Annotated in this window: 13 protein-coding genes; 7 read left to right on the forward strand and 6 right to left on the reverse strand. The window is 69.8% G+C overall.

All coding sequences use genetic code 11. From position 1 onward, the window contains the following. Positions 1-44 precede the first annotated feature (44 nt). The 3 genes from BFN01_RS06920 to BFN01_RS06930 form a co-directional block, all read right to left on the reverse strand. Entirely contained in the window at positions 45-575 is a 531-nt protein-coding gene (locus tag BFN01_RS06920) for a signal peptidase I (protein WP_071642968.1), read from the reverse strand. Positions 576-679: 104 nt separating this feature from the next. Then, entirely contained in the window at positions 680-1,246 is a 567-nt protein-coding gene (locus tag BFN01_RS06925; protein WP_256221060.1) for a CalY family protein, read from the reverse strand. A gap of 143 nt (positions 1,247-1,389) precedes the next feature. Beyond that, positions 1,390-1,911 carry a 2'-5' RNA ligase family protein gene (locus BFN01_RS06930; RefSeq protein WP_071642970.1) on the reverse strand — a complete coding sequence of 174 codons (522 nt, stop codon included), beginning with the start codon at positions 1,909-1,911 and terminating at the stop codon, positions 1,390-1,392. 50 nt (positions 1,912-1,961) lie between these two features. Between BFN01_RS06930 and dcd the strand changes: the two genes are divergently transcribed. The 3 genes from dcd to BFN01_RS06945 all read left to right on the forward strand — a co-directional run bounded on the left by dcd (position 1,962) and on the right by BFN01_RS06945 (position 4,445). Further along, positions 1,962-2,567, forward strand: a complete 606-nt coding sequence (gene dcd, locus BFN01_RS06935; RefSeq protein ID WP_071642972.1) for a dCTP deaminase — start codon at positions 1,962-1,964, stop codon at positions 2,565-2,567. Between the two features lies 1 nt (position 2,568). After that, positions 2,569-3,006, forward strand: a complete 438-nt coding sequence (locus BFN01_RS06940) for a hypothetical protein (RefSeq protein WP_071642974.1) — start codon at positions 2,569-2,571, stop codon at positions 3,004-3,006. Positions 3,007-3,230: 224 nt separating this feature from the next. Continuing rightward, on the forward strand, positions 3,231-4,445 hold the full coding sequence (locus BFN01_RS06945) for an NAD(P)/FAD-dependent oxidoreductase (protein WP_071642976.1): 1,215 nt from the start codon (positions 3,231-3,233) through the stop codon (positions 4,443-4,445). Between the two features lie 6 nt (positions 4,446-4,451). Here the strand turns inward: BFN01_RS06945 and BFN01_RS06950 are convergent, their stop codons facing one another. Beyond that, positions 4,452-6,830 (reverse strand): glycoside hydrolase family 65 protein, encoded by a 2,379-nt coding sequence (locus tag BFN01_RS06950; protein WP_071642978.1) that lies wholly within the window; start codon positions 6,828-6,830, stop codon positions 4,452-4,454. Positions 6,831-6,966: 136 nt separating this feature from the next. Next, positions 6,967-8,403: an MFS transporter gene (locus BFN01_RS06955; protein WP_071642980.1), complete on the reverse strand. Its 1,437-nt coding sequence runs from the start codon at positions 8,401-8,403 to the stop codon at positions 6,967-6,969. Positions 8,404-8,543: 140 nt separating this feature from the next. Here BFN01_RS06955 and BFN01_RS06960 point away from each other — a divergent pair, with 140 nt between their 5' ends. From BFN01_RS06960 to BFN01_RS06975, 4 genes are all read left to right on the forward strand, one after another. Then, the gene (locus BFN01_RS06960; RefSeq protein ID WP_071642982.1) at positions 8,544-9,812 is read left to right on the forward strand and encodes an HNH endonuclease signature motif containing protein; all 1,269 of its coding nucleotides are present in this window, start codon (positions 8,544-8,546) and stop codon (positions 9,810-9,812) included. Between the two features lie 152 nt (positions 9,813-9,964). Continuing rightward, positions 9,965-10,426 (forward strand): DUF3817 domain-containing protein, encoded by a 462-nt coding sequence (locus tag BFN01_RS06965; protein ID WP_071642984.1) that lies wholly within the window; start codon positions 9,965-9,967, stop codon positions 10,424-10,426. Between the two features lie 120 nt (positions 10,427-10,546). Continuing rightward, complete coding sequence (gene treS, locus BFN01_RS06970; protein ID WP_071642985.1) at positions 10,547-12,310, forward strand: maltose alpha-D-glucosyltransferase; 1,764 nt, start codon at positions 10,547-10,549, stop codon at positions 12,308-12,310. Continuing rightward, on the forward strand, positions 12,307-13,749 hold the full coding sequence (locus BFN01_RS06975) for a phosphotransferase (RefSeq protein ID WP_083428689.1): 1,443 nt from the start codon (positions 12,307-12,309) through the stop codon (positions 13,747-13,749). Before treS ends, BFN01_RS06975 begins: the two co-directional genes overlap by 4 nt. A 13-nt stretch (positions 13,750-13,762) precedes the next feature. Here the strand turns inward: BFN01_RS06975 and BFN01_RS06980 are convergent. Then, positions 13,763-14,147: FAD-dependent oxidoreductase (locus tag BFN01_RS06980; protein ID WP_143187190.1), on the reverse strand; the 385-nt coding region annotated here is incomplete at its 5' end.

Raw genomic sequence — 14,147 nt, forward strand, 5'->3', positions numbered from 1 at the left:
GCGGTCAGCCGCGGCCTCGTCAGGACCGGTCGGGTGCGGATGCGTCAGCTGCGCAGCGCACGCACGAGGTCGCGCATGAACATCAGTCCGATGAGCGCGGCGGGAAGGCCGATGCTCAGCATCCGCACTCCCGACATCGACAGCAGGATGAACACCCAGCCCACCGCCGGCACCCAGCCCTCGACACGCGGCTGCACGGCGGATGCCAGCGTGAACGTCCACGGGTCGATGCTGTCGTTGGCGTCGCCCTTCGTGCGCAGCACGCGACCGCCCTCGGCATCCGTCCTGTCGTCGATCGAGACGATGCGGTGCGTGACCGGCTCGTCGATTCCGGACTCCTGGGGCGGGACGTAGGTGATGATGTCGCCGACCTGCAGATCCGCGACGGGCACCTGGCGCTCGTAGACGACGGTGCCCTTCTCGAAGGTGCCCGACATCGAGCCGCCGGTGATGACGTAGCGGTCGAGGCCGAACAGCGATGGGACGAGCATGAGCCCCACCAGCGCTATGGCGCAGGCGACGGCGACGGCGATCAGGGTGCTGCCGATCGCGCGAGTCGTCTTCGTGGGGCTCATGCTCTTCTCCTCTGATCTCGGGTGATCAGTGCCGATCTCGGGTGATCAGCGGGGGTGGGGCACCCGGCGGACGGATGCCGGATGCTCCGGGTCAGGGTGGGTGGTCACTGGCTGACGGCCGTGGCGGCCGCCTGCTTGGAGTCCCACGTGTAGACGGCGGAGGCGTTCTTGCCCTGCTCGGTGTTGTCGGCGGTCTGCGCCAGCGTGGTGCCGAAGGTGTAGTCGCGCGACTCGCCGGCGGCGAATTCGCCGAGGTCGAGCGCGCCGGCCTTCGTCAGGTCGCCGAAGGTGCCGGACCACACCGGGGTGCCGCTGCCGGCACGGGTGATGACGAGCTTGAGGTTCTCCGTCTTGACGAAGCCGTTGGTGGCGTTCTCGGTGAGCGTGAACGCGGCGGGCAGGGTGCCGGAGTTGGTGATGGTCACCTTGCCGTTCAGGGTGTCGCCCGGCTTGAGGTTCGAGGCGTTGAAGATCGCCTTGCCCGACTTGGAGTTCTGCTGGGCGAGCGTGCCGCTGCTGAAGGCGTTGGCGGAGTTGACCGAGTTGGCGACGAAGTCCGCACCCGAGCCGACGGCCACGGTCGCAGCGACCAGCAGGCCCGCCAGCGGCAGCAGGATCAGGCGCTTGCGCGACTTGGTGGCTGCGGTGGTGGTGGTGGTGATCTCGGTCATGGTGTTTCCGTTCTGGTGGGCCGATGCGGCTGTGGACTGTGGGGAAGCTTGTGATTCGACGCTACGGAGGCGCCGGTTACATGCGTGCCACAGCGCGGCAACGCCTCTGCCAGCGTTCGACCACAGAGTGCTTCGCCTCGGACTCAGCCCAGTCGGGCGAGCTCGGTGACGGTGCGGGTGGAGGCATCCCAGCGGCGCAGCGCCTTCGCCGTGCCCGTGATCTCGCCGCCGACGAGCGGGAGCGCACGCTCGAGATCCTGCAGCCGCACCCGCCGGGCAAGGGTCACGTGCGGCGTCCATGCGCCCGGAGCGGTGTGCGGGGCGTCGTCGCCCGGCCCGGCCGCCCGGTGCACGTCGTCATGCAGGGCGAGCAGTGCGGCCGACGCGATGACGCTGCGCACGAGCACCCGCCGGTCGCCGTCGCCGAACAGCAGCGGCCCGCCCAGGCGCACCGCGAAGGCCGGCCGGGCGGTGAGCAGGGCGGTCTCGACGTGCTCCAGCGCGCTGCGCACGAGCAGGGTCACGTGCGGCCTGTTGCTCGGCGCGGTGTGCGCGGCCATGCTCGACAGGCCGGCGGCGGCGAGGGCCTGCCACTCCGCGCGCACGGCTGCCTCGCTGACCTCGTCGAGCAGCAGCTCGATCGAGATCATCGGCGCCCGTGTCATGAGGTGAGAATAGTGCGGCTGCCGCCAGAGGGCACCGTTACGCTGAAGACGTGCTTCTCAGCGACCGCGACATCAAGGCAGAACTCGCAACGGGCCGCATCGGGCTGGCTCCCTACGACGAGCAGATGGTGCAGCCGTCGAGCGTCGACGTGCGCCTCGATCGCTACTTCCGGCTGTTCGACAACCACAAGTACCCGTTCATCGATCCCGCTGAGGATCAGCCCGAACTGACCCGCCTGATCGAGGTCGCTCCCGACGAGCCGTTCATCCTGCACCCCGGCGAGTTCGCCCTCGGCGCGACCTTCGAGCAGGTCTCGCTGCCCGACGACGTCGCGGCGCGGCTGGAGGGCAAGTCGTCGCTCGGACGCCTGGGGCTCATCACGCACTCGACCGCCGGGTTCATCGATCCGGGGTTCAGCGGGCACGTCACGCTCGAGCTGGCGAACGTCGCGACCCTTCCGATCAAGCTGTGGCCGGGCATGAAGATCGGTCAGTTCTGCTTCTTCCGCCTCACCTCGGCCACCGAGAATGCGTACGGCTCCGGCCCCTACGGCAATCGCTATCAGGGGCAGCGCGGGCCCACGGCATCCCGCTCGTTCCAGAACTTCCACCGCACCGACGTCGGCACGAGCGACGCGGGTGCGGTCGGAGGCTGACGTGAGCGATCGGTCGGGGGATGCCGATGACGCAGCGCCCGAGGCCGCTGCGCCCGATCCCGCGGTCGTACCGGAGCCCGCGGTCGCGGAACCCGACGCGCCGGAGGCGGTGGTTCCCGAGCTCGACGTGCCCGAGCCGACGATCCCGGACGCGGTGATCCCCGAGGCGGCGCTCGCCGAGCCGGTGATCCCTCCCGCCCCGCCCGAAGAGGCGCCGACGCGGGCGGCTCGACGCATCACGACGGCCGAGAAGCTCGCAGCCGTGCCGGCACCGGCATCCGACCCCCGCCTGACCGCGCCGCCGCCCGACCCGACCGTCGTGCCGCCGCCGGAGGGGGCGACGCCCGACAGCTACCGCGGCTGGACGATCGCGATCTACAGCTTCCTGGCGCTACTGCTGACCGGCGCCGTCGTCACGATCGGCGTGCTGCTCAGCTGACCGGCCGTCGCCGGAGATGGAAGACGCCGGTGAGCCGCAGCCGCGACCAGCGTTTTCCATCCCGCGCGGTATGCGGGGTCAGTTGGGCACGAAGATCCGCGCTGGCGTGCACACAAGTGACGTCGCATCCGGCAGGTGGCCGCCCCGCGCGCGCGACCGACCACCCCGGCCGGCGCTGTCAAGGGCGTCGCCGGGCACGCCACCGCCGCCTACGGTCGGCTTCCATGAGCGCCGAGGACACATCCACAGTCGAGGGTCACGAGCGGGCACACCGGGTTCTCGTCGTCGGCGGAGGCAACGGCGGGCTGTCCGTCGCGGGCCGACTGCGTCGTGCCGGAGTCACCGACATCGCCGTCGTCGAGCCATCGCAGACCCACTACTACAAGCCGCTCTTCTCGCACATCGCGGGCGGCACCGCTCGGGCGAGCGAGGCGGTGCGTCCGCAGGCCGACGTCTTCCCCCACGGCGTGGAGTGGATTCCGGATGCCGTCAGCGCGGTCGACCCCGAGAATCGGCGGGCGCATCTGGCATCCGGTGACACCGTCCGGTACGACCAGCTGATCCTCGCCCCGGGCATCCGGAACGACTGGGATGCCGTCCCCGGTCTCGACGACGCGATGGGATCGCCGCACGGGGCCTCGAACTACGACTTCGCGCTGGCGCAGAAGGCGTCGAAGCTGCTGCGCTCGGTGCGCTCCGGCACCGTGGTGTTCGTGCAGGCGCCAGGACCCGCGTCCTGCGCGGGCGCGGCTCAGAAGCCGATGTACCAGGCGTGCGCGTACTGGCGGGCGACGAACGTGCTGCACGACATCCATGTGGTGCTGCTTGTGCCGACGCCGACGATCTTCGGCATCCCCGAGATCGACGCCGAGCTGCAGCGCAGCATCGACGAGTACGACATCGACGTGCGCTACCGCGCGCAGCTGCGCCAGGTCGACGCAGACGACCGCACCGTCGTGTTCGACGCTGCCGGCGCCGACCGGCAGAGTCTGCACTACGACCTGCTCATCGCCGAGCCGCCGCAGAAGGCGCCGGAGTGGATCCGCGCCAGCGGCCTCGCCGACGACGACGGATTCGTCGCCGTCGACCCGCGCACCCTGCGCTCCACCCGGCATCCCGAGATCTGGGCACTGGGAGACGCGGCGGGCACGACGAACTCCAAGTCGGGCGGAGCGCTGCGCACGCAGACGAAGGTGCTGGCCGAGAACGTCCGCGCGGTTCTCGAGGGGCGCGATCCGGCATCCGCCTACGACGGCTACGGCGTCTGCCCGTTCACCGTCTCACGCTCGACCGCGGTGTTCGCCGAATTCGACGACCGGCTCCGCCTGAAGCCGACCCTGTGGCGCAGCTCGTACCGGGAGAGCCGGATGAACTGGATCATCGACCGGCAGATCTTCCCGCAGATCTACTGGCGGATGATCCTGCAGGGTCGCGCCTGAGGCGGGTCAGGTCTCGGCTCCCGCTCGCCGCGGCTCGCGTCCGCGCGGCTGCGACGGGCGAGGCCCCGGATCGGGCAGGGGAGGGATGCTCAGGCGGCGAGGCTCCCCGGCCTCGAGGGTGACCTCCTCGCCGAAGTGCCGGATGCCGAGCGCGGGGCCTCCCTCGAGCCGGTAGGTGACCGTGTCGTGCTGCACCTCGACTCGAAGGGTGTGGCCGCGCACGAGCATCCCGAACGAAAAGGCGGTGATGGGCGCCGCCACGCGCGGCGCGAACTGCAGCGCCTCGGCGTCGTCGCGCATGCCGCCGAAGCCGCAGACCAGCGCGTTCCACACCCCGGCGTGCGCGGCGACGTGCAGACCCTCGTCGACGTCCTCCTGCAGATCGTCGAGGTCGATGGTGCCGGCCTCAGCGAGGTAGTCCACCGCGAGGTCGAGCTGTCCGACGCGAGCGGCGACCGTGGCCTGCACCGACGCCGACAGCGACGAGTCGCGCACGGTCAGCTCGTCGTAGTACGCAAACGCGCGTGCGGCCTCGTCGGGTGTGAACGCGTCCGGTGCGACCTGCAGTGCGAGCACGAGGTCGGCCTGCTTCACGACCTGCTTGCGATACAGGTCGAAGTAGGGGAAGTGCTTCTGCAACGGATACTGGTCGTCGCGGGTGCCCTCGAAGTCCCACCGCTCCTTGCAGTTGAATCCGGCGGACTGCTCGGGGATCCCCCGCACGGTGTCGTACGGGAAGGCCATGGCGTCGGCGGTGGTCGTCCACCGCGCGATCTCTTCCGGCGAGACGCCGAGACCGGATGCCCGGTCGCGGTGCCGCCTGCAGACATCCGCAGCCGCCCGGAGATTTCGCTGCGCCATGAGGTTGGTGAAGAAGTTGTCGTCGACCAGGGCGGAGTACTCATCGGGCCCGGTGACGCCGTCGATGTGGAACACGCCCTCGTCGTCCCAGCGCCCGAGGGCGCACCACAGCCTCGCGGTCTCGATGAGGATCTCCACGCCCTTCTCCCGCTCGAACTCCGTGTCGCCGGTCGCGCGCACATAGCGCACGACGGCAGCCGCGATGTCGGCGTTGATGTGGAACGCGACGGTGCCCGCCGGCCAGTACCCCGAGCACTCCCGGCCGTCGATCGTGCGCCACGGGAAGGCGGCGCCTTCGAGGTGCAGCTGCTCGGCCCGCTCGCGCGCATGGTCGAGCGTGGAGTGCCGCCACACCAGTGCGTCCCGCGCGGCGGACGGTGCGGTGTAGGTGAGCACCGGCAGCACGAACGTCTCGGCATCCCAGAAGGTGTGGCCCTCGTATCCGACGCCGGTGAGTCCTTTGCCTGGGATCGATCGCACCTCGGCGCGCGCCGCGGACTGCAGAACCTGGAAGAGCGAGAAACGTGCGCTCTGCTGCAGCCGCTCGTCGCCGTCGACGCTCACATCGGCCCGGGCCCAGAACTCGTCGAGATACCGGCGCTGCTCATCGACGAGCCCGTCCCAGCCGAGCTCGATGGCCGTCTCGACAGCGGCTTCCGCGCGATCCTGCAGCGCGACATCGTCGAGCGAGGGCGACCACTCATGGCCCACGCACTTCACCAGGGCGACGCTCTCGCCCGGCTCGATCCGGACGCGCACGGAGGTGCGCGCGAGGTCTGCCGTGACCTCGGTGTGCGGCTCGGGCGCGGCACCCCGCGATGAGATGCTGACGCGATTGTCGGCCGCGACGGCCACCGCGATCCGGCTGCGCCTGGTGCGCTGCACGAGGGTGGCCCGACCGCCGCCGCCGTGGTGGGCCACCGGCTCGAAGGGGTCGCGCAGGGCATCCATCACCCTCGGGTCGGAGTGCACCTCGGGCAGCGGCTCGTCGGCGACGATCTCCGAGAGGAGCGTCACGTCGACGGCGGCGTCTTCGGCGGTCACCTCGTATCTCACCGCGGCGATCGAGCGGTGGGTGAACGACACCAGGCGCTGCGAGGCGATGGTCACGGTGCGGCCGGCGGGCGAGGTCCAGGTGGCCGTGCGGTGCAGGATCCCGGTGCGCAGATCGAGATGCTGCCGGTGCTCGACGAGTGCTCCGGTGCGGATGTCGAACGGCTCGTCGTCGACGATCAGGCGGACGACCTTGCCGTCGGGCACGTGCATGACCGTCTGACCGTGCTCGGGGTATCCGTAGCCGTCTTCGGCGTAGGGCATCGGGTGCTCTTCGAAGACCCCGTTCAGGTAGCTGCCGGCGGCCGCGCTCGGATCTCCTTCGTCGAGGGTGCCGCGCCATCCGATGTGCCCGTTCGACAGGGAGAAGACCGACTCCCGGTGGGACTGTCCGCGCTCCTCCCAGCCGACGTTCCGCATGCACGACCAGCCGACGCCCCAGGGGTGCACGTCGAAGCGGTGGGTGGTCATATCGCTCCTGTCTGGTGCGGGCCGGGAGGATCATTCTGCGACGGGACGACCTGCGCCGGCGCAGCCCTTGCGCCGCAGGCGCACATCCCGGTATGCGCCGCAGGCCGGCATCCGGATCGGGGTGGCGAGTCTGGGCTCACGCCCCGACGTCCTTCGGGAAGCGCACGCACAGCAGCAGCACGAGGCCGATCAGCAGCACCACGGCGATGCCGAGCACGCCGTAGACGATGCCGCCGAACCAGGCGAGGAACAGCGACCATGCCAGCGGCGACAGGAACGACGCCACCCGGCCGGTCGTCGCGTAGAGGCCGAAGATGGTGCCCTGCTGGCTGGGCGGGGTGAGGCGGGTGAGCAGGCTGCGGCTGGATGCCTGGGTCGGGCCGACGAACGCGCACAGCAGCAGGCCGCAGATCCAGAACACGATGGTGCCGTAGTCGCGCAGCGCATAGACCACGAACGCCATCAGGACGAGCCCGGACAGGGCGAAGATGATGAGTCGGCGCGGACCGATGGCGTCGTCGATGCGCCCGGCGAGCAGCGTCGAGACGCCGGCGACGAGGTTGGCCGCGAGCCCGAAGATGATCACCTCGAGGAACGAGAAGCCGAAGCCCTGCGCGGCGAGCACGGCACCGAACGCGAACACCCCGGCCAGGCCGTCGCGGTAGACGGCTGCGGCGAGCATGAACCAGAACGTCGGGCGGTTGGTGCGGAACAGTTCCGCGATGCTGCGGGCGAGCACGACGTACGAGCGGAGGAAGCCGACCTTCTCGGCCGTGTCGTACGACGGCGACTCGGGCACGTTGCGGAACATCGGGATCGAGAAGACGATCGTCCACACGGCGCAGATGACGGCGACGAGCTTGAACGAGAGCGCGTTGTCCTGCCCGACGAGGAACAGCACCGGGATGCACACGATCAGCGCGACGACGCCCCCGATGTACCCGAGTCCCCAGCCGAGGCCGGACACGCGGCCGACGTTCTTCGGCGTCGACACCTCGGAGAGCATCGCGTAGTAGCTGACGTTTCCGATCTCGCTGACGACCGCGGCGACCGCGACGGCGAACGCGCCGAACCAGAAGAACTTCGGGTCGGCTTCGACGAACAGCAGCGAGAACTGCACGAGCGCGATCCCGATGGTGGCGCCGATGACCCACTTCTTCTTGTTGCCGCGCGCGTCGGCCTGCTGGCCGAGCACCGGCGCGAGAAGCAGGATCAGGATGCCCGCGGCGAAGTTCGCCCAGCCCCACCACTCCGACAGGTCGGTGAGGCCCTGGCAGTACTCGGATGCGGCGTACGGGGAGCTGTTGCAGTTCATGTACGAGCCGTCGGCCAGCAGACCGGACTCGCGCACCGAAGGCTCGAGGAACATCCGCGAGGTCAGGTACAGCGCGATCCAGACGAACGTGAGGATGACCGTGTTGAACGGCTGCATCGCCCAGTCCCACATCGCCCACGAGATGACCTGCTTCTTCGTGGCCGCCGGAGCTGAGCTCCCGTGCTCTCGGCCGAACGCCGCGACGGCTCCCGTCCTGGCGGTCGGCGGGGGTACGGAGGCGGCATCACGACCGGTCATGGCCGACACGCTACAGGATGCCCGTGTCGTGCCGACCACGCCGCCACGACGAACGAATGACGCCCTCGTGTCGCCTCGTCGCTCTGCTCGAGAGGGCGATGAGAAGTACGAATGTCGGTGGCCTGTCCGATACTCGAAACATGAACGGAATATCGACGGCGACCAGTGAGGACATCGCGAATCTCGACGCGATCGTGTCGTCGCTGCAGGCCGTCGAGAAGACCCTGCAGGGCATGCTCGCCGCACGCGACGGGCTGCTGGCCCTGGCGAATCGGCTGGCGATGTCGATCGCTGAGCAGGGCGACGGGATCGAGGACTCGGATCTCACCCTGCGCACGGTGGCGGCCGAACTCGCGACGGCGCTGCGCGTGAGCGACCGCACCGTGCAGCGGCGCATGGTCGCGGCCGAGGTGATGGTCGAGCGGTTTCCGCAGGTGTGGCATGCGCAGGGTGCGGGGCTGATCACCGCCGGGCATGCGCGCGTGATCGTCGACGCGGGTGCGCACATCGACGACGGCGACGCGCGCGCCGCCTACGCCGTGCGGGTGCTGGGGTTCGCGCAGCACGAGTCGCCGAGCCGGGTGCGGGTGATCGCCGAGCGCATCGCCCAGCAGTACCAGTCGCGCACGCTCGACGAGCGACACGAGGACGCCCGCGCGCATCGAGGCGTGTGGGTGACCGATGGTCCGGATGCCATGTCCGAGCTGCACGTGTACGGCCCCTCGGTGCTGATCCACGGTGCGCAGGACCGGTTGACGCAGATGGCGAAGGCGATCGCCGAGCGCGGCGAAGACGAGCCGACTCAGGCTGACGACCCGCGTACGCTCGCGCAGCGTCGGTTCGACCTGGCCATGGATCTGCTGCTCACCGGCGCTCCGGCCGGTCACGACACCGCCGACCGACTGCTCGGGTCGATCAGCGCGCACGTCGCCGTCACCGTGCCGGTCACCACGCTGATGGGTGCGGACGGTCCCGCTGCCGAGCTCTCCGGCCGTGCGCCGATGGATCTCGCCTCCGCCCAGGTGCTGGCCGGGGCCGCGTCAGGGTGGGATCGCGTGCTCACCCATCCCGTGAACGGCGGGGTGCTGTGCGTCGACCGGTACCGCCCTCCGGAATCGCTGCGCCGTCGGCTGCGATCTCGCGACGAGCGATGTCGCTTCCCCGGATGCGGGATGCCGGCCCGCGACAGCGATCTCGACCACACCCGCGATGCCGCCTTCGGCGGGGAGACCAGCGAAGACAACCTCGCCGCTCTGTGTCGGCGACATCATGTGCTGAAGCATCAGACGCCGTGGCACGTCGTGCAGCACGGCGACGGGTTGCTGGAGTGGACGAGCCCCACCGGTCGCACGTACGTCGACCGGCCGCCGCCTCCGAACACCGTCACCTTCATCGAGCCGCCCTTCTGAGAGTGACGCCGCAGCCCGACCGTCGTGCCGGAGCCCGGGCGTGTCAGCCTTTCGAATGATCTTTCGCGGTTCACGCCCGCGATGGCCTGCATCTCGGGCATCCGCATAGCCGCGCTCACCTACCGTGGAAGCACACCCACCCGAGGAGAACCGTGTTCACCACTCCCGCCCGCCTGTTCCGCGTGCTCGCGATCGCTGAGGCGATCACCTGGACCCTGCTCATCAGCGCCCTCATCCTGCGCGCCGTCGGGCAGCCGTCGGTGCTCGTCACGATCGGCGGCGGCATCCATGGGTTCGTCTTCCTCGCCTACGGCGCCACGGCGGTGCTGCTCGCGTTCAACCAGCGCTGGCACGCCGGCGTGGCCGCGACCGCGATCGCCAGCGCGATCGTGCCGTACGCCACCATCCCGGCGGAGATCTGGCTGCACCGCAGCGGGCGACTCGAGGGGCAGTGGCGTCTCACCGAGACCGACGACCCGCGCGACCGCACCTGGTACGACCGCACGATGCGCTGGTTCCTGCACCGCCCCTGGGTGCTGGCCGTGCTGATCCTGGTCGCCATCGTGGCGATCTTCAGCATCCTGCTGCTGATCGGGCCTCCCGGCGGTCGCTGAGCTTCCGGCTCCTCTTGCACTCGGACCGGCTCAGGTCAAGAGGTGCACAACCCCCTAGCCAGCGTCCGTCTCGTATGACAGGTTGGGCCTCGGACGAAATCCGATGGTGAGGGAGCCCGTATGACCGATGAGCCCGCCCCGTACACCGCGTCGATCCCGGTGCTCACGCAGGATCCGTTCCCGGACACCCCGGGGAGCCCCGCGCCGGAGTGGTTCAAGACGGCAGTGTTCTACGAGGTCCTCGTGCGCTCGTTCAAGGACGGCGACGGCGACGGCGTGGGAGACTTCCGAGGCCTCATCGACAAGCTCGACTATCTGCAGTGGCTGGGTGTCGACTGCCTGTGGATCCCGCCGTTCTTCCCCTCCCCGCTGCGGGACGGCGGGTACGACGTCGCCGACTACACGGGAGTGCAGTCCGACCTCGGCACGACCGACGACTTCCAGGAGTTCCTCGACGCCGCGCACGAGCGCGGCATCAAGGTGATCATCGACTTCGTCATGAACCACACCAGCGACGAGCATCCGTGGTTCCAGGCGAGCCGCACCGACCCGGACGGGCCGTACGGCGACTTCTACGCCTGGAGTGACACCGATGAGCTCTACCAGGACGCGCGGATCATCTTCGTCGACACCGAGCCGAGCAACTGGACGTGGGACCCGGTGCGCAAGCAGTACTTCTGGCACCGCTTCTTCAGCCACCAGCCCGACCTGAACTTCGACAACCCGAAGGTGCACGAGGCGATGCTCGACGCCATGCGGTTCTGGCTCGACATGGGTCTGGACGGATTCCGCCTCGACGCGGTCCCGTACCTCTACGAGCGCCCTGGCACGAACGGCGAGAACCTGCCCGAGACGCACGAGTTCCTCAGGAAGGTGCGCCGGTTCGTCGACGAGAACTACCCGGGCCGCGTGCTGCTGGCCGAGGCGAACCAGTGGCCGGCCGACGTGGTGGACTACTTCGGCGACCCCGAGGTCGGCGGCGACGAGTGCCACATGTGCTTCCACTTCCCGGTGATGCCGCGCATCTTCATGGCGGTGCGCCGCGAATCGCGGTACCCGATCAGCGAGATCCTGGCCGACACCCCCACCATCCCCGCCGGATGCCAGTGGGGCATCTTCCTGCGCAACCACGACGAGCTCACGCTCGAGATGGTCACCGACGAAGACCGTGACTACATGTGGAACGAGTACGCGCAGGACCCGCGGATGAAGGCCAACATCGGCATCCGGCGCCGCCTCGCCCCGCTGCTCGAGAACGACATCGACCGCATCGAGCTGTTCACCGCCCTGCTGCTGTCGCTGCCTGGCTCGCCGGTGCTGTACTACGGCGACGAGATCGGCATGGGCGACAACATCTGGCTCGGCGACCGCGACGGTGTGCGCACGCCGATGCAGTGGACCAGCGACCGCAACGCCGGATTCTCGAGCGCGAACCCGGGCAAGCTCAGCAAGCCGGTCGTGCAGGACCCCGTGTACGGGTACCTCGCCGTGAACGTCGAGGCGCAGCAGGAGGACCGCTCGTCGCTGCTGCACTGGACGAGGCAGATGATCCAGGCGCGCAAACGGCATCCCGCCTTCGGTCTCGGCGGCTTCAACGACCTCGGCGGCTCGAACCCGTCGGTGCTGTCGTACACGCGCGAGCACACCAACGACGACGGCACGTCCGACGTCATCCTGTGCGTGAACAACCTGTCGCAGTTCCCCCAGCCGGTCGAGCTGGATCTGCGGCGCTTCGAGGGGATGATCCCGGTCGAGCTGGTCGGCGGGGTGCCGTTCCCGCGCATCGGCGAATGGCCGTATCTGCTGACGCTGGGCGGGCACGGCTTCTACTGGTTCCAGCTGCACGCGCCGGCGGAGGATTCTGAGGAGGTGGGGCTGCTGTGAGCCTGATCGATCATGCCCTTCTGGAGGGCTACCTGGTGCGCACGCGGTGGTTCGGCGGCAAGGGCCGCCCGTTCCACGTCACCGCGGTGCGACAGCTCGGCGAGCTGACCGACGCCGGCCGCGACCCCGCCGTGCGCGTGCTCCTGGTCACCGTCGAATACGCCGACGAGGAGGGCGGCCGCGATCTCTACCAGGTGCCGCTGTCGGCCTATGACGAGTTCGACGATCGGCACAGCCACGCCTACGTCGGCGCGATCGAGTTCGAGGGACGTGAGCGCCACCTGTACGACGCGGTTCACGACCGCGACGCCATGGCGCTGTGGCTGCGCGGCTTCATCGCCGCCGAGCCGGACGGCAGGGCCGACGTCGGCGGGCTACGCTTCCGCCGAGTCTCGGCCAGTCCCGCGCTGGATGCGGGGCTGCGCCCCTCGCCCCTCACCGGCGAGCAGTCGAACTCGTCGCTGCGTTTCGACGACACGGCGATCATGAAGCTGTTCCGCAAGGTCAGCCCCGGGGTGAACCCCGACATCGAGATCCACGACGTGCTCACCAGCGCCGGCTCGGAGCACATCGCCGAGCTCTACGGATGGGTCGAGATCGAGCTCGACGGCGAGGTCCTGCAGCTGGCGATGCTGCAGGAGCTGCTGAGCACGGCCGCCGACGGATTCGAGCTGGCCACGGGGAGCGTCCGCACTGCTCTGGCCGACCCCGAGCTGACGGTGCCCGAATCCGGCGGAGATTTCGGCGGCGAGGCTGCCCGGCTCGGCGAGGCGCTCGCCGAGGTGCACGCCGCGCTGCGCACGCGGTTCCCGACCGCGCGGCGAGATCACGAGGCCACCTCGCAGCTGGCTCGCGCGATGATCGAACGGCTCGATCGGGCGCTGCCCGTCGTCCCCGAGATCGGGCCGTACGCCGATCGCCTGCGCGCCCTGTACGACGCGGTCGCGCAGCTCGACGGGATCGACGTGCAGCGCGTACACGGCGACCTGCACCTCGGGCAGACGCTGCGCACCTCGCACGGCTGGCGGATCGTCGACTTCGAGGGTGAACCGGGTCGGCCGTTCGCCGAGCGCGCCCTGCCCGATTCGCCGTGGCGCGATGTCGCGGGCATGCTCCGCTCGTTCAGCTACGCTCCCGGCGTCGTGGAGATGTCGCTGGCGGGTCGTCCTGGCGACGGCGACGGGGTGGACCTGCGCGGCGAACGCGCGAAGGAGTGGTCGGACATCGCGCGCGAGCACTTCCTGCACGCGTACACGGCGGCTCTGGATCTCGATCCGGCGGACGCGGACGCGGGGGCCGAGCTGAGTCCGCCGCTGCGAACCCTGCTCGACGCCTACGAGGCCGACAAGGCGGTGTACGAGGCCGTCTACGAGAAGCGCAACCGTCCGTCGTGGGTGGTCATCCCGCTGGTCGCGCTGGAGCGCATCGCCGGGCGGTGAGAGCGGCCCGCGGTCAGTGCGCGGTGGCGACGCCGATCGCGTCGTGCGTGATCACCGCCGCGACCCGCGCACCGGCGCCGGCCGCGACGATCAGCTGCTGCGGCCCGGGGGCCGCGACATCGCCCGCCGCATACAGACCGCGGATGCTCGTGCGCCCCGACCGGTCGGTGACCAGATGCCCGTCGTCGTCGCGTTCGGGCAGCATCCCGTCGAGGAACGACAGATCCGCCTCCCACTCCGGACGCACGAACCCGCCGTCGATCGCTCGCTCCTCGCCGTCGGCGGTGCGCACGGCCGCGATGCGGCCCCGCTCACCGGTCAGCTCGACGATCGGCGAGCGGACGACCGGCACGCCCGCCGTCGCGAGCTCCGCCTCCTCGGCGGTGCTCACCGCGGCG

This window comes from Microbacterium sp. AR7-10 (assembly GCF_001878835.1).
GTDB classification, from domain to species: domain Bacteria; phylum Actinomycetota; class Actinomycetes; order Actinomycetales; family Microbacteriaceae; genus Microbacterium; species Microbacterium commune.